Annotated in this window: 14 protein-coding genes; 8 read left to right on the top strand and 6 right to left on the bottom strand. The window is 34.7% G+C overall.

Annotated features, from left to right (window positions below; all coding sequences use genetic code 11):
• Positions 1-103 precede the first annotated feature (103 nt).
• Both BLR17_RS01840 and BLR17_RS01835 read left to right on the top strand, forming a co-directional pair.
• Positions 104-2,089, top strand: coding sequence for a sensor histidine kinase (locus BLR17_RS01840; protein WP_066328266.1), 1,986 nt, complete (start codon positions 104-106; stop codon positions 2,087-2,089).
• 1 nt (position 2,090) lies between these two features.
• The gene (locus tag BLR17_RS01835; RefSeq protein WP_066328506.1) at positions 2,091-2,855 is read left to right on the top strand and encodes a LytR/AlgR family response regulator transcription factor; all 765 of its coding nucleotides are present in this window, start codon (positions 2,091-2,093) and stop codon (positions 2,853-2,855) included.
• Positions 2,856-2,925: 70 nt separating this feature from the next.
• On the opposite strand, the gene radA is transcribed toward BLR17_RS01835, so the two are convergent.
• The 4 genes from radA to panC form a co-directional block, all read right to left on the bottom strand.
• Positions 2,926-4,287 (bottom strand): DNA repair protein RadA, encoded by a 1,362-nt coding sequence (radA, locus tag BLR17_RS01830; RefSeq protein ID WP_066328267.1) that lies wholly within the window; start codon positions 4,285-4,287, stop codon positions 2,926-2,928.
• The gene (locus BLR17_RS01825) at positions 4,287-5,435 is read right to left on the bottom strand and encodes an alpha/beta hydrolase (protein WP_066328268.1); all 1,149 of its coding nucleotides are present in this window, start codon (positions 5,433-5,435) and stop codon (positions 4,287-4,289) included. The genes radA and BLR17_RS01825 overlap by 1 nt, the downstream gene beginning before the upstream one ends.
• A 135-nt stretch (positions 5,436-5,570) precedes the next feature.
• Positions 5,571-5,921: an aspartate 1-decarboxylase gene (panD, locus tag BLR17_RS01820; protein ID WP_066328269.1), complete on the bottom strand. Its 351-nt coding sequence runs from the start codon at positions 5,919-5,921 to the stop codon at positions 5,571-5,573.
• 14 nt (positions 5,922-5,935) lie between these two features.
• The gene (panC, locus tag BLR17_RS01815) at positions 5,936-6,814 is read right to left on the bottom strand and encodes a pantoate--beta-alanine ligase (RefSeq protein WP_066328270.1); all 879 of its coding nucleotides are present in this window, start codon (positions 6,812-6,814) and stop codon (positions 5,936-5,938) included.
• Positions 6,815-6,892: 78 nt separating this feature from the next.
• On the opposite strand from panC, the gene BLR17_RS01810 reads away from it, so the two are divergent.
• The 6 genes from BLR17_RS01810 (at position 6,893) to BLR17_RS01785 (ending at position 16,530) form a co-directional block, all read left to right on the top strand.
• The gene (locus BLR17_RS01810; RefSeq protein ID WP_066328271.1) at positions 6,893-7,696 is read left to right on the top strand and encodes a glycogen/starch synthase; all 804 of its coding nucleotides are present in this window, start codon (positions 6,893-6,895) and stop codon (positions 7,694-7,696) included.
• A gap of 22 nt (positions 7,697-7,718) precedes the next feature.
• The gene (locus BLR17_RS01805; RefSeq protein ID WP_066328507.1) at positions 7,719-9,401 is read left to right on the top strand and encodes a BamH family beta-barrel-assembly machinery protein; all 1,683 of its coding nucleotides are present in this window, start codon (positions 7,719-7,721) and stop codon (positions 9,399-9,401) included.
• 9 nt (positions 9,402-9,410) lie between these two features.
• Positions 9,411-11,255 (top strand): glutamine--fructose-6-phosphate transaminase (isomerizing), encoded by a 1,845-nt coding sequence (glmS, locus tag BLR17_RS01800; protein ID WP_066328272.1) that lies wholly within the window; start codon positions 9,411-9,413, stop codon positions 11,253-11,255.
• A 227-nt stretch (positions 11,256-11,482) separates the two neighbouring features.
• A complete protein-coding gene (locus BLR17_RS01795; RefSeq protein ID WP_066328273.1) occupies positions 11,483-14,347 on the top strand; it encodes a TonB-dependent receptor in 2,865 nt (954 codons plus the stop codon).
• Between the two features lie 307 nt (positions 14,348-14,654).
• Positions 14,655-16,166, top strand: coding sequence for a F0F1 ATP synthase subunit beta (atpD, locus tag BLR17_RS01790; protein WP_066328274.1), 1,512 nt, complete (start codon positions 14,655-14,657; stop codon positions 16,164-16,166).
• Between the two features lie 82 nt (positions 16,167-16,248).
• On the top strand, positions 16,249-16,530 hold the full coding sequence (locus BLR17_RS01785) for a F0F1 ATP synthase subunit delta/epsilon (RefSeq protein WP_066328275.1): 282 nt from the start codon (positions 16,249-16,251) through the stop codon (positions 16,528-16,530).
• Between the two features lie 166 nt (positions 16,531-16,696).
• Here BLR17_RS01785 and BLR17_RS01780 read toward each other — a convergent pair whose 3' ends face one another.
• Positions 16,697-18,253 (bottom strand): vanadium-dependent haloperoxidase, encoded by a 1,557-nt coding sequence (locus BLR17_RS01780; RefSeq protein ID WP_083189439.1) that lies wholly within the window; start codon positions 18,251-18,253, stop codon positions 16,697-16,699.
• On the bottom strand, positions 18,222-19,121 hold the full coding sequence (locus BLR17_RS01775; RefSeq protein WP_245683104.1) for a transporter: 900 nt from the start codon (positions 19,119-19,121) through the stop codon (positions 18,222-18,224). The genes BLR17_RS01780 and BLR17_RS01775 overlap by 32 nt, the downstream gene beginning before the upstream one ends.
• Positions 19,122-19,328: the final 207 nt, after the last annotated feature.

Here is a 19,328-nt window from a genome sequence, read left to right as displayed (position 1 = left end):
AAAAGCAATTAATTCTCCTAAATTGCAGTTCGTCGGAAAAATGTTTTTTCAAATGACTTGGTTTAGTTCATTTGCCTAAAATAATTAAACCAACCAAATAACTATGAAAAAACTAATCGTATTAATATTGATTCTGGTAATTACCAGCTTTGTTGTTGTTTCAAAAGATTCAACTCCATTAAATGTGGAATTGGCTTTTAACAAAAATGGAAACCCAAATGATACGGTATATGTTAAAACTCCAGATGTTAATTCTGAAAAATACAAATGGGAATATATAAAAGACCGATTGTTTGATGGAGAGACCGAAAACGTTTATAAGATAAAAGGTCCAATTTTAATTTCGTTGGAAAATGCCTCTCAACAGGATAGTATTATTATTAAGGAAATAATACAGGAATTACGAATTATTATTCCAAATAAAACTATCGATTTTTTCACAAGCTTTGTTGGGAAACCAATTGAATCTGTTCTAAAAAACAATTATAATACCTTATTTAAAGGAATTCCAGTTTACAGTTTGATGGGGTCTACAATACAAATTGAGTTTGATCCAAATCCAAATCATAGCGTTACAGTAGAAGCTCAAGGACTTAATGCCGTTAAAGTACCCAATGATTTAGGGAATATTTCTAGTTCTCGTTTTTTTCGAGATCAAGTTTTAAATGATAGAAATGGTCCATATTATATCTTTATTGATATTAATAAAGTACTTTTCCATGAGGAAAGGAAATTATACATTCAATATGAGTTTTTAAGATCACTTTGTTTTGTTAGAGATGACAAAATATTAAGTGAAGAGTCGTCAGTAAACAATATTTTTAATTCAATAAAACATAAACCTGAAAATTCAAAACTCACAGATGCTGACAAATTTTTATTGCAAAAACTATATTCAGATAATTTTATAGAGCAATTCAAAACGTATATGTATGCTAACTATCCTTGGCGTTATGCGAGCAGTTTTACCAATAAAAAAATGCATGAATTTAAAGTTTGGGGAATTATTAGTGCCTTAGGTTTATTGGTCTTTGCTTTAATGTTTAGCTATTTTCAAGATAGAAAATACAAGTATTCCTATCTTAACTACTTGCTTCCAGTTTTTTTGATACTGCTTCATTTAGTGAATCTCGTCAATTTATATGATTATCTGACAAGTTTTAATTCGGTTATTGGATGGAATAGCCAAATTCTTTTTCAAATACCATTTGCTATAGTGCTTTCGGTTTTAATTTCTTTTATTTTATGGGGATTAGAAAAAATTAGTATTAAAGGGAATGAAAGAATTAGTTATCAATTGGTATTGAAAGTTATTTTTACTTTTGTTTCTTTTACAGCACCACTTACTTTAATATTTTTAGAATCAGATAGAGAAGGATTTTTTGAATTTATTTTGCCTTATGTTTTTTTCTCAGCTGGATTGGCAATCGGTAGAGGAATATTATTGTATCTGAATCATTATTCAGAGTCTTTAGTTAAAGAGAAAGATTTTGAATTGAGCCGTTTGAGGGAAGCCAAAGCAGAAGCTGAGTTCAAAACATTGCAATCACAAATCAATCCGCATTTTTTGTATAATGCGTTAAATTCAATAGCCGGTTTAGCACATATTGATGCAGATAAAACCGAAAAAATGGCTTTGTCTTTGTCGGATTTATTTCGACATAGTATTAATCGAAAAGGGGCAAAAGTAAATACCGTGGGTGATGAGTTAAATTTGGTTCAGAATTATTTAGAAATTGAACAAATCCGTTTTGGAGACCGTTTGGATTTTTCTATCGATGTTGATGATGATTTATTGAAGGTTGAAATTCCCATGTTTGTTTTGCAGCCTTTGGTAGAAAATGCCATCAAACACGGAATTTCTAAAATTGAAGGACAAGGTAAAATTGTCCTGAAAGTAAGTAAGAAAGACAAGGGTATTTTAATTTCGATTCAGGATAACGGTCCCGATTTTTCGGAAGGTTTGTTGAGTGGGCATGGTTTGCAAACAGTGTATGATTTGTTGCGATTTAGTTATGGAGATAAAGCTGAAATGAGTTGGCGTAATCAACCTCAAAAAGAAATAACCATTTTTATAGCTAATGTTTAAAATGAAAAATCAAGGGTATACGACTTTAATTATAGATGATGAACTGCCGGCAAGAGCACGTTTGCAGAAATTACTGGAGCATTTTCCGGAAACTTTTCAGGTATTGGACGAAGCTAAGAATGGAGTTGAGGCTGTAGAAAAAATCAATCAATTACAACCTGAGTTGATCTTTCTGGATATTGAAATGCCAGGATTGAATGGTTTTGAATTATTGGAACGTTTAGAGAAAATACCTATTGTGATTTTCTGTACGGCTTTTGATCAATATTCTTTGAAAGCTTTTGAAACCAATAGTATTGATTATTTGTTGAAGCCTTTAAGATTGGAACGTTTACAGCAAACTGTTGAAAAATTGGGTAGTTTAAAAAACAATCTGTCTTCTAATGCTATCATGTCGGTTTTAAAAGAATTTTATAGTCAAAAAGAAGAGAAAAAGATGACTTCAATAACAGTAAAAAAGGGGGAGAAACTCATTTTTATAAAGCTGGATGAGATCACTCATTTTGAAGCCGATGAAAAATATGTTACAGTTTATACCAATAAAGAAAGCCATTTGATCGAGCAATCTCTATCCCAATTAGAGATGAGATTACCAGAAAATTTTCTAAGGGTACATCGTTCGGTTATAGTTAATATGAATCAGGTTATGGAAGTTCAAAAGTATTTTAACAGCCGATTTGTAATCACATTGAATAACAATAGAAAAACGAATATTACTTCTGGTAGAAGTTATAACGAGGCTATTAAAAAATGGATGGGTATTTGATGATTTAGATTTACTAAACCCGATAGTCCGATAACATCGGGACTGTCGGGTTTGTTTTTAAAAATAAGTTTTACCCAAAAAGCATAGCTGCTACATCTTCGATTTTGGCAACTAGTTCAATTTTAATCCCCGTATTTTTTAAGGCAATTTTATTGTATTTCGATACAAAAATGGTAGAGAATCCGAGTTTTTCAGCTTCCTGAATGCGTTGGTCAACGCGGTTTACCGGACGTATTTCGCCTGAAAGTCCTACTTCGCCTGCAAAACAGAAACCTTTGTCCACCGGAATGTCTTCGTTAGAAGATAAAATAGCGGCTACGACGGCCAAATCGATAGCCGGATCATCAACCGAAATTCCTCCGGTGATATTCAGGAAAACGTCTTTGGCGCCCAGTCGGAAACCAGCTCTTTTTTCTAAAACTGCCAAAATCATGTTGAGTCTCTTGGCGTTGTAACCAGTGGTGCTGCGTTGTGGTGTTCCGTAAACTGCTGTACTAACTAAGGATTGAATTTCAATCATCAGCGGACGCATGCCTTCGAGTGTGGTAGCAATGGCGGTTCCGGAAAGTTCTTCGTCTTTATGCGAAATCAATATTTCCGAAGGGTTGGAAACTTCGCGTAAACCACTGCCCAGCATTTCGTAAATACCAATTTCGGAGGTAGAACCAAAACGATTTTTTAACGAACGAAGGATTCGGTAAATGTGATTGCGATCGCCTTCAAATTGCAAAACCGTATCGACCATGTGTTCCAAAATTTTTGGTCCGGCTATGTTTCCGTCTTTTGTAATATGACCAATGAGGATTACAGGAATGTTGGTTTCTTTGGCAAACTTAATCAGTTCGGCAGTGGTTTCTCTGATTTGCGAAATGCTTCCCGCAGTCGATTCTATATAATCAGTATGAAGCGTTTGAATCGAATCGATTATTACAATTTCAGGTTCGATAGCTTCAATTTGCTTAAAAATATTTTGGGTTTTGGTTTCGGTTAAAATGTAGCAATTATCGCTGCTGGGTGTAATTCGTTCAGCGCGCATTTTGATTTGCTTCTGACTTTCTTCGCCCGAAACATATAAAGTTTTATAGGGTAGTTTTAAAGAAATCTGGAGTAAAAGTGTGCTTTTTCCAATTCCGGGTTCGCCGCCTAAAAGCGTAAGCGAACCGGGAACAATTCCTCCGCCAAGAACACGATTCAATTCGGTATCTGTAGTATCCATTCGAATTTCCTGGGTCGAATCGATTTCGGTAATTTTTAAAGGTTTTGGCGCTCTGTTAGCGGGTGTTGGTTCGCTTTTCCAGGCTACCTTGTCTTGTTTTTGAATGATTTCTTCGGCAATGGTATTCCATTCTTTGCAGGCGTTGCATTGTCCCTGCCATTTTGCATAGGAAGTTCCGCAACTCTGACAGAAAAAAGAGGTTTTAACTTTTGACATTATTTTTTTACGCTTAAACTTTTCATATCCTCGTACTTGTTGTACATCATATCTTTCGTTAAATCACCAATTTCTTCTAATTGTGAAGCGCGTTGGTATTTGTTGGAGGCTTTTTTATTGTCGCCTAGTTTTTCATACATTAAGCCTAATTCGTAATCGGCAAGCATCGATTTTGGGTAATTTTTATTGGCTAATTGGGAAAGCTTTTCCAATTCTTCGTAAGCTTTGTTTTTTAAAATAGCGGCTTCTATGGCTTTGAAATCGTTGATTCGAATAGGAACGTTCATACCTAATTTTTGAGTGGTGTTTTCATATTTTTTAATGAGATAATCGACGTATCCTGATGGAAGAATGACAATTTTTTCGGCAAATTCTGTTGAAGAAATAGGTTTGTAGCTGTCAAAAATTTGGTACAAAGCATTTGGAACCGAATATAAAACCAATGAATAATGAGAAGCATTATTGAATTTGTCGTATTGATAGTTTACTAAGGGATTGTTAGTGGCAATGGCTTTAATATTGGCATCTAATTCTTCAATTGGTTGGCGCAATTGTTTAATGTCTCCGTCAGCCGAAGATTGGTAATAAAAAATATTTTTCTTGGTGTTGGTTAAAGTAGTGGCAATTTGGTTTTGCATTCCCGGAGCTAATTCAGGACTTAGTGAGATGTAAGCATTGAAAAAAGAATTGTCTCTGTAAAGAAAGAAATTCAAAAATCCGGCTGTAGTATCGTGCCCGGCAATAATTCGAAAAGGAGCAACCCTGTATTTTTTTTCTACAAAAGGAATCAGTTCTTCGCCAATGAAATTGTAAAAAGCTATGGCTCTTTTGGTTGGAGTGCCTTGAGCTTCATCAAAAGCGCAATCGTCCATGCGGCTGCTTTTTTGTTTAATGCCTATGATGATGGTTTCAGGAAGGTCATCCCAATATTCACCATATTTTATAGCGCCCTGAAAAGGTTCAAATAAATAATCGCCATCTAATAATAATAGGATAGGATATCTTTTCGTAGGGCTGTTTTCATAGGAAGAAGGCAGGCTAACGAATATTTCTCTGGTTTCTCCAAGATTGTTGGATTTGATTAATTCGGTGTTTTTTTGGGCAAATAATGAAACCGAAAAAAAGAATAAAAGTAGCGCTTGTTTCATAATAATTGGGGGATTTAAAATAAGGATTCTAAACTTTAAAGCAAGATACTGATTTTTTATGAAAGTAAAATAAAGCTTATAAAAACAAAAAGCGCTTCTCTTGGAAACGCTTCGATTTAAATTTTTAATCTTTATCTATGTTAATGAATTGTTGTTTTCGTTTGGGAAAATAATCCAGGGCTGAAAGGTTTTTGCTTCTTCAAAGTCCATCGTTGCATAAGAAATGATAATGATGATGTCATCTCTCTGTACTTTTCTGGCAGCCGGACCGTTAAGTGTAATTTCGCCTGAATTTCTTTCTCCTTTTATGGCATAAGTGTCAAAACGTTCTCCATTATTGATATTAACAATAGAAACTTTTTCCCCCTCAATAATATTAGATGCTTCTAATAAGGTTTCATCGATGGTGATACTGCCAATGTAATTTAAATCGGCTCCTGTTACTTTTACCCGATGAATTTTTGATTTTAAAACTTGAATTTGCATGGTGCAAAAGTAAATTATTTTAATGAAATGGTATCAATCAAACGAATATTATTAACAAATACGGCTATAAATGCACGATAATTTTTATCTTTTGATTGTTTCTCACAAGGAATAAGTGTCTCTTCGTCAGCAATTTCAAAATATTCTAAATCAAAAATGTCATTGGATTCGAAGATTGTATTGACCCAATTTTTTACTTCATTACAATCTTGAGTTTTGAATTTTTCTTTGGCTTCGAGTAAGGTTTGATAGATAATTGAAGCTTTCTCTCTTTCTTCTGCAGATAGGCGTTCGTTACGGGAACTCATCGCCAGTCCGTTCGTTTCTCTGAAAATATTACAACCAATGATTTTGACATTCAAATGATTTTTGCTTACCATTTTTTTGACAATTTGTAATTGCTGGAAGTCTTTTTCGCCAAAGTAAGCATTGTCAGGAGATACAATTTCAAAAAGGCGTTTTACAATGGTTCCTACGCCGTTAAAATGCCCTGGTCTGAATTTGCCTTCCATTTGGTTTTCTAAACCATCAAAATCAAAATCCTGTGAAGTGACTTTTCCTTCATAAATATCGTCAACAGTAGGAGCATAGATAATTATGTTTGGATCTAATTGGGTAATTTTTTTAGTGTCTTCTTCTAGAGTTCTGGGATATTTTTCCAAGTCCTCAGCATTGTTAAATTGAGTTGGATTAACAAAGATACTCACTACAGTATGTTGGTTTTCTGCTAGTGATTGTTGCATTAAGGAAAGGTGTCCTTGGTGAAGCGCACCCATTGTTGGAACAAAACCAATAGTGGAATTAGTCGATTTAACCGAATTTAAAAATTCAACTAAAGCTACTTTTCCATAGAAAATAGGCATGATAATTTTATTAAAATTGAGTGCAAACATAATATATTAGTTAATAACTGCATAAAATTTTGTAATTTTGCGTGGTTTTTATTACCAACAAACTAACTAAATTGCAATATGAAAGATAAGAGGATATTATATGTATCATCTGAAGTGGTGCCGTATTTGGCTGAAAATGAGGTTTCTTTAATGTCTTATGATGTTCCTAAGATGGTAAATGACCAAGGGGGACAGATTCGAATTTTTATGCCAAGATATGGTAATATTAATGAAAGAAGACATCAGTTACATGAAGTTATACGTCTTTCAGGAATGAATTTGGTAGTAAATGATTTAGATATGCCTTTGATTATTAAGGTAGCATCTATTCCTAAAGAAAGAATTCAGGTATATTTTATTGATAATGACGAGTATTTTAAGCGAAAAGCGACTTTTGCTGATGAAGACGGACAATTGTATCCTGATAATGATGAGCGCGCTATCTTTTTTGCAAAAGGTGTCGTTGAAACTGTGAAAAAATTAAATTGGGTGCCTGATATTATTCATGTACACGGATGGATGGCAGCTATGTTGCCGGTATACATGAAGCATTTTTATAAAAATGAGGCATTGTTTTCTGAAACGAAGATTGTTACTTCAGTATATGGACAATCTTTTGACGGAACTTTGGATGTTGAAATGCTTAACAAAGTAAAACTTGATGGTGTTCCTCAGGAAGCTGTTGATATGCTTTCGGTTCCTGATTATGAGAATATTATGAAGGCAACTGTAATGCATTCAGACGCGGTAATTGTGGCTTCTCCAAATCTTAGTTCAAGTTTAACAAAATTTATTGAAACTTCAGGGAAACCTTTTTTACCTTACGTCCCTAAAGATGCTTTCGCCGATGCGTATAGTAATTTTTATAAAGAAATGCTTTAAACCCAATTTTTTAGTACCAAATATGCGCAATAATTCTTTTTTTAAGATAATTCTACTAGCAATAACAGTCGTTTTTTTTGCTTCCTGTGATAAAGACTTTAACTCTATAGGCGGAGATTTAATAGGTGATGAACATTTTGGTTTGATACCAAAATCTTATGATGTATTGTCGTATAATCAAAAAATAGATCCGGTTGCTTCTAATAATTTACCTGTGAATCCTTTGGGGATTTATGAGGATGCTGTTTTTGGAACTACCGAAGCTAGTTTTGCTACTCAGGTTGTTTTGGCTTCTGTAAATCCTACTATAGGTAATAATGTTGAAATTGATAGTGTGACTTTGTCGATTCCTTATTTTAGTCATATAGAATCTACTAATGCAACAACTGGAAATAGTACTTATGTTTTAGATTCTATTTATGGTTCAGCCGATGAGAATAAAAGAGCTATTAAATTAAGTGTTTATGAAAACGGTTATTTTATGAGGGATTTAGATCCTGCAACAGGTTTTTTGGAATCACAAAAATATTATACAAACCAAGGCAGTGATTTTGATGCTTTAAAAGGTGGTGTAAGGTTAAATGATGGTGTTGTTGCTCAAAATGATGCTTTTTTCTTTGATAAAAGTGAAATTAAAAATACAACTACTACTACAACTGATGGTAAGGAAGTTAAAACAACTACAAAGACTGCTCCGGCCATGCGTTTGGCTTTGAATAAGGCTTATTTTAAAACCAAAATTATTGATGCAGCAGCCTCTGGAAAATTAATAACTAATGATGTTTTTAAAAACTATTTCAGAGGATTGTATTTTAAAGTTGAGAAATCCGGTTCTAACCCGGGACAGTTGGCTATGATGGATTTTAAATCGGGGACGGTTACCATCAATTATAAAGAAGATTATACAACTACAACAAATAATGTGACTACAACTACAAGAGTTCCTAAGTCAATTGTGTTAAATTTAACGGGGAACACAGTAAGTTTGTTGACAAATACCAAGAAGCCAGCTTATGATACGGCCTTAAATAATCCTAACAAAACTTCGGGAGATAGTCAATTGTATGTAAAAGGTGGAGAAGGAGCGATGACTGTTTTAGATCTTTTTGATAAAACTGATGTTAAAGGTTATGATGCTAATGGAAATGAGACAGTTGGTATGAATCATGTTCCGGATCAGTTGGATGAATTAAGACGTAAAGATCCTGTGACAGGAAAAAGTATTATGATTAACGAGGCTAATCTTGTTTTTCATGTCGATACTTTAACTATGGGGGCTACTAAAAAACCAAACCGTATTTATTTATATGATTTGACTAATAGCACTACAGTAGTTGATTATCTTTATGACGGGTCAACAGGAACAAATGCTAAAAACGGATTGTTAATTTATGGAGGCCAGTTAATAAAAAATAAAGCTGGTGAATATTTTTATGAAATAAATATCACCAGACATATCCGAAATCTGGTTAAAAATGCTGATTCTACCAATGTGAAACTAGGTGTGGTGGTTACTGAGAATATTAATAACAGTGCCATGAATAAATTGCGTTCGTCTTTTACTTTAACAGACGGGACAATAGTGTCTAAAGCGCCTCAGGCTTCGGTTATGAATCCTTTAGGTGTGGTATTGCATGGAGGGAATCCTTCTGTCCCTGATGGGAAAAGATTAAAATTAGAAATATATTACACAAAACCGAATTAATAGAATTATATGTGTGGAATAGTTGGTTATATAGGACATAGAGAAGCTTATCCTATTGTTATTAAAGGTTTAAAAAGACTGGAATATCGTGGCTATGATAGTGCCGGTGTAATGGTTTATGATGGAGCTATTAAGGTTTGTAAAACAAAAGGAAAGGTTGTTGCCCTTGAAGAAAAGGCACAAAAAGAGATTACAACAAATGGTTCTATTGGAATAGGTCATACCCGTTGGGCTACTCATGGTGTTCCAAATGATGTGAATTCTCATCCTCATCTTTCAAATTCAGGTGAATTAGCAATAGTTCATAATGGAATTATTGAAAATTACGCACCATTAAAAGAAGAGTTAATTAAGCGTGGATATGTTTTTCATTCGGATACTGATACAGAAGTATTGGTGAATCTGATTGAAGAAGTTCAGAAAAAAGAAAAAATAAAATTAGGAAAGGCTGTTCAGTTAGCGCTTAACCAAGTGGTGGGAGCTTATGCTATAGCGGTTTTTGATGTTAAAAATCCTCACGAAATTGTAGCAGCAAGATTAGGAAGTCCTTTGGCAATCGGAGTTGGAGAAGGGGAGTATTTTATTGCTTCTGATGCTTCACCTTTTATTGAATATACTTCTAATGCGGTTTATTTGGAAGATGGTGAAATGGCTAATATTAGTCTGAATAAAGCTATTAAGATTAGAAAAATTAAAGATGATAGTTTGGTTGATCCTTATATTCAGGAGCTTCAAATGAATTTGGAGCAAATTGAAAAAGGAGGTTTTGATCATTTCATGCTGAAAGAAATCTATGAGCAACCAAGTGTTATTAAAGATACTTACAGAGGAAGGCTGCATGCTGATAAAGGAATTATTCAAATGTCGGGTGTCGAAGATCATTTGGAGAAATTCTTAAATGCAGACAGAATTATTATTGTTGCTTGTGGTACTTCGTGGCATGCAGGTTTAGTTGCGGAGTATATTATTGAGGAATTTGCCCGTATTTCTGTGGAGGTAGAATATGCTTCTGAATTTAGATATAGAAATCCAATCATAAAAAGTACTGATGTAGTTATTGCTATTTCCCAATCAGGAGAAACTGCCGATACTATGGCGGCTATTAAACTGGCAAAAGAGCATGGTGCTTTTGTTTTCGGTGTTTGTAATGTCGTGGGTTCTTCTATTTCGAGAGAATCTCATGCAGGTGCTTATACACATGCAGGACCTGAAATTGGGGTAGCTTCAACGAAAGCGTTCACTACTCAAATTACGGTGTTGACTATGTTAGCTTTGCGTTTAGCTAAAGCAAAAGGAACTTTGTCTCATTCTGATTTCCATAGGTATTTATTGGAATTAGAATTGATTCCTGAGAAAGTAAAAGAAGCTCTGGAGACAGCTGAAAGAACTAAAGAAATTGCTACTGCTTTCAAAGATGCTCCTAATTGTTTGTATTTAGGCCGAGGGTATAACTTTCCGGTGGCTTTAGAGGGAGCTTTGAAGTTAAAAGAAATATCATATATTCATGCTGAGGGTTATCCTGCTGCCGAAATGAAGCACGGTCCAATTGCTTTGATTGATGAGCAAATGCCTGTTATTGTAATTGCTCCTAAGCAAGGACATTATGATAAAATTGTAAGTAATATTCAGGAAATTAAGTCAAGAAGTGGTAAAATTATTGCAGTTGTGACTAAAGGTGATACTCAGGTGAGGGAATTGGCTGATTATGTTATCGAAATTCCGGAAACGTCGGATGCTTTATCTCCGTTAATTACTACAATTCCGTTGCAATTATTGTCTTATTATATTGCAGTATTTAGAGATTGTAATGTGGATCAGCCACGTAACCTGGCAAAATCAGTAACGGTGGAATAATTTTTTCAGGATATATTTTTAGAAAGCGAGATGAAAATCTCGCTTTTTTTGTTTTGTGATTTTTTACGATTTTAAAGGTTTTGATTTTATTTCAAAAAAGAGATGGATTGCGAATTTTGTAAAAAAAATTAAATTTAACATACGATTCTTTAAATTAAAGCTTTTGTTTTTTAAATAGTGGTGAAATTAGTATTATTTTAGTAGTCCAAATCATTAAACTTAACTATATGAAAGCTTGTCTGTTTTTTTTATCGATGTTTATTTGTAGCATAAGTTTTGCTCAAAATACAGTTGAAGGTTCGATTGTTGAGAAGAATAATTTACCCGTTGTCGGTGCTAATGTTAAGGTTGTTGGTGAAACTACCGTTACGATAGCTGACAGTGAAGGGAAGTTTCTTTTGAAGACTTCTTTGAATTTTCCTTTTGAAATTGAAGTTAGTAGTATTGGTTTTGTGACCAAAAAAATTATGGTTACTTCGAAGAAACAGTTAATGGGGATTGTTCTTAAAGAAGAGCAAAATGTGCTTGATGAAATTGTGGTGTCGGCATCCCGAACACCTGAAAGGGTTTTTGAATCGCCGGTTACGATTGAAAGGATGGGTATAGCCGATGTGAAAAAAACAGCTTCTTCAACTTTTTATGATGGTTTAGAAAATTTGAAAGAAGTGCAAATGAATACCAGTAGTTTGACTTTCAAGTCTATTAATACGCGTGGTTTTGCTACTGTGGCCAATACACGTTTTATGCAATTGGTGGATGGTATGGATAATTCTTCGCCTTTGTTGAATTTCGTTTTGGGGAATATGGTGGGAGTTTCTGAGATAGATGTACAAAGTGTAGAATTGTTGCCAGGAGCTTCTTCAGCTTTGTATGGTGCCAATGCTTTTAATGGTATCTTATTTATGAATAGTAAAAGTCCGTTCAATTATCAGGGGATTACTGCTTATGTAAAATATGGTCAAACCAGTCAAAAAGCAGCAGGAGTAAACGATTTTGTTGATTACGGAATCCGGATGGCTCATGCTTTTGATAAGCATTTTGCAGCAAAAGCCAATTTTACATATATGCGTGGTACTGATTGGTACGCCACAAATTACAATGATAAAACGGTTAGTGGAAGGGACAGAAGTCATCTTAATTATGATGGGATTAATGTTTATGGTGATGAGGTAAGTACTAATATCTATAATGTGGGGCAAAAAATGATTGCCAGTGGGGCTTGGGCTGCTGCTGGTTTGCCGTCGGGTTTTGCGGATTATTTACCAAAAGAAAATGTCTCAAGAACGGGGTATAATGAAACGGATTTGACAGATAATAAAGCAAGTAATACTAAGATTGATCTTTCGTTGCATTTCAGGCCTTTCGGAAATGAAAATTTCGAAATCATTTGGTTGAGTAAATTTGGATTTGGAAATGCAGTTTATCAAGGGGCTAATCGTTATTATTTGAATAATTTTTTTATGCAACAGCATAAATTAGAATTTAAAGGCAAGAATTTTTTCTTGAGAGGTTATACAACTTCTGAAGATGGTGGGCAGTCTTATGATATGCTTTTTACAGGAATTAATGTCAATAGGGCATGGAAATCGGATGATGTTTGGTTTGGGACTTATGCGGCAACTTATGCCGGTGCGGTTGGGAATCCTTCAAGTCCTTTTTATAATAATCCAACGGCAGCACATTCCTATGCGAGGTCGCAGGCTGATGTTGGCAGGTTGATGCCGGGTACAGCTGCTTTTAAATCGGCATTTAATAGTGTAATTGCAGAGCCAAATGTGTTATCAGGTTCGAAATTAGTAGATAATTCTAAGATATATCATTCGGATGTGAATTATAATTTTAAGGACTTAATAAAATTTGCTGAAATCCAAATTGGAGGTTCTTTTAGAGAATATCGGTTGAATTCGCATGGAAGGATATATACTGATGCTGATAGTCCGATTCATTATAATGAATATGGTGCATATACTCAGTTGGTGAAAAAGTTTGTGGATGACAGGTTGAAGTTTACAGGTTCTGTTCGTTATGATAAATCACAAAATTTTAATGGGAATTTTTCGCCAAGGCTTTCTTTGGTGTATGCGGCCGGAGAGAATAAGCAGCATAATTTCAGAGCTTCGTTTCAAACCGGTTTTAGAAACCCAACGACTCAGGATCAATATATAGGATTTAATGTGGGGAACGCAGTTTTGATTGGTTCGGCTCCGGAGAATTTGTCCAGATATTCAGAAACTTTGCCTGTTAGCACTACTACTGGCCAGTTTTTTAATGGTGGAGCAACAAAAGTTATGACGGGAGAAGAGGCTTATGGAAATTCGTATGTGGCTACAACTGTTCAGGCATTTGCCGCTCTGGCGCCTACAAATCCCGTTGCTGCTTCGGCTTTGTTGAGAAAAGCAAATGTGGATTATGTGAAACCGGAAAAAGTGAAAGCTTTTGAATTAGGTTATCGATCGTATGTAAACAAAATGTCGGTAGATATAAGCGGATACTATAATATTTATAATGACTTTATTGGGAATTTAAATGTTGTTTCGCCTTATTATGGAACGGTGCAAGATGCTCCTAATGTATTAGCCGGACCCACAGATCCCGGAGTTCAAACATTACATGCGTTGCAAAATGATAATTTTAGGGTGTATCAATTGTTTACTAATACTGATGTTGAAATTCGGTCTTTTGGATTTGGTTTAGGATTATCCAGAAAAATATATAAAGATTATGAATTTGGTGTGAATTATAATTATGCTGAATTTGATTTTAATCAGGCTAAAGATCCTAGTTTTGAAGCCGGTTTTAATACTCCTAAGCATAGAGTGAAAGCTTCTTTTGGAAATGAAAAATTATTTAAAAATTTTGGTTTTAATATCAGTGGAAGATGGAATTCTGATTATAAGTGGGAGTCTTCAATGGTTGATGGGATGGTGAAATCGGCTACTGTGTTTGATGCGCAAATTAATTATAGTATTCCTTCGCTTAAATCAACTTTGAAAATTGCTGCTTCAAATATTGGCGGAAAAGAATATGCGCAGGTTTTAGGCGCAGGATTGATAGGTCAGCAGTATTTTGCTTCATGGACAATAAATCCATAGCGGTGTCGGTAGTTTTATCTTTTAATCTTTGCTGTTTTTAGGGCGAATGTTAGAAGATTAGTCTTAACAAAAAATCACTTGTTTTTATAAAGAAGTGATTTTTTGTTTTTTAGGAAAAAGCGTCTTTTAAAAGTCGGTTTTAGGGCTGTTTTTATGCCTCATTTTATTTTTTTATGTTTTTTGAATAAAATTGTTGATTTTTTATTTTAAAAAATTATCTTTGCGCTCTGAAAAAACACCTAATTCATTGAATTTTGATAAGGTAAGTTTCATAAACCTAAATAGCTGTTTAATAAATACATAAGTAATGTCTAGAGTAATAGGAAAAGTTGCCCAAATCATTGGCCCAGTAGTTGACGTTGTTTTCAACGGTAAGGATGTTGAACTTCCAAAAATTTATGATTCATTAGAAATCACTAAAAAAGATGGTACTAAATTAATCCTTGAGGTACAATCTCACATTGGAGAAAATACTGTTCGTACCATTTCGATGGATTCAACAGATGGTTTGAGCAGAGGATATGAAGTAGTAGGAACAGGTAGTCCTATTCAAATGCCGATTGGAGCAGATGTTTACGGTCGTTTATTTAACGTAGTAGGTGATGCTATTGATGGTTTGCCAGAATTGCCAAAAACTGGTGAGAATGGTATGTCAATCCACCGTCAGGCACCAAAATTCGAAGATTTATCAACTTCTTCTGAAGTTTTATTTACAGGTATTAAAGTAATCGATTTGATTGAGCCTTATGCAAAAGGAGGTAAAATTGGATTGTTTGGAGGTGCTGGAGTAGGTAAAACAGTATTGATTCAGGAGTTGATTAACAATATTGCAAAAGGTCACGGTGGACTTTCAGTATTCGCTGGGGTAGGTGAAAGAACACGTGAAGGAAATGACTTGCTTCGTGAGATGTTAGAGTCAGGGATTATTAAATACGGTGAGGAATTCATGCACTCTATGGAAAATGGAGGATGGGATTTGTCTAAAGTAGATTTGCCAGGAATGAGAGAGTCTAAAGCTACTTTCGTTTTCGGACAAATGAATGAGCCACCTGGAGCTCGTGCTCGTGTAGCGCTTTCAGGATTATCTATTGCTGAGTATTTCCGTGATGGAGCAGGATCTGATCAAGGAAAAGACGTATTATTCTTCGTTGATAATATCTTCCGTTTTACACAAGCAGGTTCTGAGGTATCGGCACTTTTAGGACGTATGCCTTCTGCGGTAGGTTACCAACCAACATTGGCAACTGAGATGGGTGCTATGCAAGAGCGTATTACTTCTACAAACAAAGGATCTATTACATCTGTACAAGCGGTTTACGTTCCTGCGGATGACTTAACTGACCCTGCGCCAGCTACAACTTTCGCGCACTTAGATGCTACAACTGTATTGTCTCGTAAAATTGCTGAGTTAGGTATTTATCCTGCGGTAGATCCATTGGATTCTACTTCTAGAATTTTAACTCCACACATCTTAGGTGATGATCACTATAATTGTGCACAAAGAGTAAAAGAGATTCTTCAAAAATACAAACAATTACAGGATATCATCGCGATCTTAGGTATGGAAGAGTTATCTGAAGAAGATAAATTAGCTGTATCTAGAGCACGTCGTGTACAACGTTTCTTGTCTCAACCGTTCCACGTAGCTGAGCAATTTACAGGTATTCCAGGGGTATTAGTTGATATTAAAGATACTATCAAAGGATTTAATATGATTATTGACGGTGAATTAGATCACTTGCCAGAATCAGCATTCAACCTTAAAGGGACTATCGAAGAAGCTATCGAAGCCGGAGAAAAAATGTTAGCTGAAGCTTAATATAAATAAGTTATGAGTTATGAGTTATGAGTTTTTTACGAAACTTATAATTCATAATTTATAATTCATAACTCAAAAAATTATGATTTTAGAAATAGTATCACCAGAGGCATCTTTATTCAAAGGAGAAATAACATCAGTAACTTTACCAGGTGTTGATGGAAGTTTCCAAATTTTGAATAATCACGCTCCAATTGTTTCCTTGCTTCAAAAAGGAACTGTAAAAATTACAGCGCCAAGTTTTAAGTTTAGCAAAGAATCAGCAAAGTTGTTTTCGAAAGTAAATGATCAAAACTATACTTTAGCTATTTCTTCAGGAACTATTGAAATGAAAGACAATAAAGTAATTGTTTTAGCCGACTAAGACAATTTGTGTAAATAGAAAAACGTCAAGCATTGCTTGACGTTTTTTTTATGGACAAAATTTGTGATATTTAAAAAAGCATAACAGACTTTTTAGTAGTTATCAAAATTATAAACTGACAATATAAAACAGGCTAATTGAACAAATATCAATCAGCCTTGTCTTATTATTCAGCTCCGTCTGTAATTGCTCTTGCAACAGCAAAAGCACCCACAGCTTTTCCTAATTCAAGCCCTTTTTCACAATCGCTTCGGTAATGAATAGCGCCAAGCATTCTGGAGTTTGATGCTTCTGTGGCCATAGCTTGATAGTCTTTTGCTTTAGCGGGGATAATATGAGATAAAACAGTACAAGCAGCTCCACTAAAAGTAGAATGCCCAGAAACATAAGACGGAAAGTTCGGAAGTCCGGTAGTTGTTTTAATTGATGGATCTATCTGTGATGGTCTTGGATTAAAATAAGTATATTTAGCATCCCAACAACTGATAGCAGCATCCATCATGGCAATGTTTAATAAAGCCATGTTTCTGGCCCACCTAACTTCGCTGTAATTTTGTTCTGCAAATGATTCGGCTGCTATAGCGTTCCAATGTCCTGGAGGAGTATAAGTCCCTACTCCATCTGCCCAAAATGTTACTATTTGCATATTTTTCTTAGAATTATTTTGGCTATATCTTTTAATTTCTGCTAATTCTTTGGCAAACTGCTCTGATTTTGTTGAAGGCGGTGGAACAGGACGATTCGCAATAACATCGTTGGCTGACATAAGGAAAGATTTTACTTTTCCGAACAAAGGAAGCATTGGTGGTCTAATTGGTGATTCTTGAGATTTCCATGGTATTTCTCCTGTTGCAGCTGTTTGTGTTTGTAACTGTGACCAATATTCCGGAGTTCCTATTGCAGCTCCGGCACCATCACCGGCAGCCCGGTTTATAAATTTTCCTGCAATTTTTCTTCCAAGTATTATTCCGGCATCTACATCAGAACGAACATTGGCTCCGCTAATGATACGATATAGTTTTTGCTCTTCAGCTTTCCCGTCTATGTATGCAATTTCTGTTGGAAATAATAATTTTAGTAACTCAATGGTGACTCCGGCTAATACAGCATCTTCCGATGGATAAGAAGGTAAAGAACTTTTTGGAACTAAAACTTGTAAATTATTATCTACAGTAAAGGGTGCCGCTCTGTTATATAATTTTTTATAATGCCAAGCAGCAACTAGCGCATCATATTGAGCCGCACTTACATAAGCATAAGCTCTGGCAGCATACGGAGGATTAGAAAATGGAAATTGCGGATTATCAAAAGGGTTGGCACTTGATGGTGCCGGATAAGTTCCATCTTCATTTTGATATGGCGGACGGTTATGTCTGGCTACCAAAGTTCTCATTATTTCATTCCATCGTAATACACCTCCAGCAGCCCAATAGTTAATAATCCGTTTTTGTTCACTAGTTATATTAGCTTGAAAGCTTTTTATTTCGTTGATTTCTCTCGTGTATGCTGCTGTGTTTGTAGCTATCGGGACATCTAAAGAAAATTCATCAGGTGTAGTCAAAAGGTATGTTTTCCATTTACCTGCAGCTTCATCAGTATTGGAAGGATTTAATTTTGTGAAATTTTCATTACGTTCTGTTATGTCATTACTACAAGAATAGCTGAATGCAAATAACAAAACGAAAAGACTTTTATTTACAAGTTTTTGTAGTACATTTTTCATCGTGTTCAGTTTTTTTAAAATTAATAACATAGAATAAACCGCCATAAATAGCAGTTGATTTCCCTATATTTCTTCCTTCGGTTACGAAATTATACCCCCCAACAACAGCCAGTTCAGGAATTCTTTTTAGGGTGTATTTTGTATTCAGACCTAATTTCAATGCATTCATGGTATTGCTGGGAAAAGGCATGTTGTTTTTTGTGATGTCAAAACCCCCAGCTTGTGTGGTCCAGCTATCTATAATTGCTTCTGCAATTAATCGGTTGGAGCGATAACCAAATCTAAAGTTTACAGAAATGGCATCGGGCATAGCTACTTCATTTGTATAATGCACTTCATTATTTGTATAATATGAATTTCTGTCAATAGTTATATTGGCTCTTTTAATATAAGCAGCAGATAATGTAGAAAAGAAGTTACCTGACTGAACATCACCCATTAATCGTAGCGAAGCTGTTTTGCTTTTTAAACCAAGACTTAATGGCAAATAATCCGCAGCGTAATCAGTAACAGGAACAGAAAAACTTCCAAGCGCATATAATGAATAAGTTGTATGACCTATTTTTTTTTCGAAAGGGACATATTTTACGGTAAGAGTTAAGTCTTGAATTCCTTTCTGTCCTTTCATGGTGCCGGCAGAAGCATTAGTCTCAACATAAGGCAGACTAAAGAGAATATTAAGTTTATCCGAAAGACCATAGTTACCCATTAGTCCTATGCTTTTTGTAGAAACAGTACCGAGATTTAAATTTTCTCTTTTAAAAGTACCTTCCCAATACTTATCCCAGCTACTATACTGGTAAACAGTTCCAACACAAAAATTGTTTTTGCTCATCATAATGCCATCAATATCTGTTTGTGAGCTCATAAATAGTGGTATTAACAGAATACAGCTTAAGTATAATTTCTTCATTTTTAATTTTTATAAATTGATATTATACATGACTTTTTGATTGATACATCAAAAAGAAATGCATTAAATAGATCGGCATTTATAAATGCCCTGGATAAAATTATTCGGGAATACTATTTACTCCTATGTGCGATTCTTACTATGAAAATTTAGACATAAGAG

Source organism: Flavobacterium glycines, from assembly GCF_900100165.1.
GTDB lineage: Bacteria > Bacteroidota > Bacteroidia > Flavobacteriales > Flavobacteriaceae > Flavobacterium > Flavobacterium glycines.
This window is presented reverse-complemented; position numbering and strand designations above follow the sequence as displayed.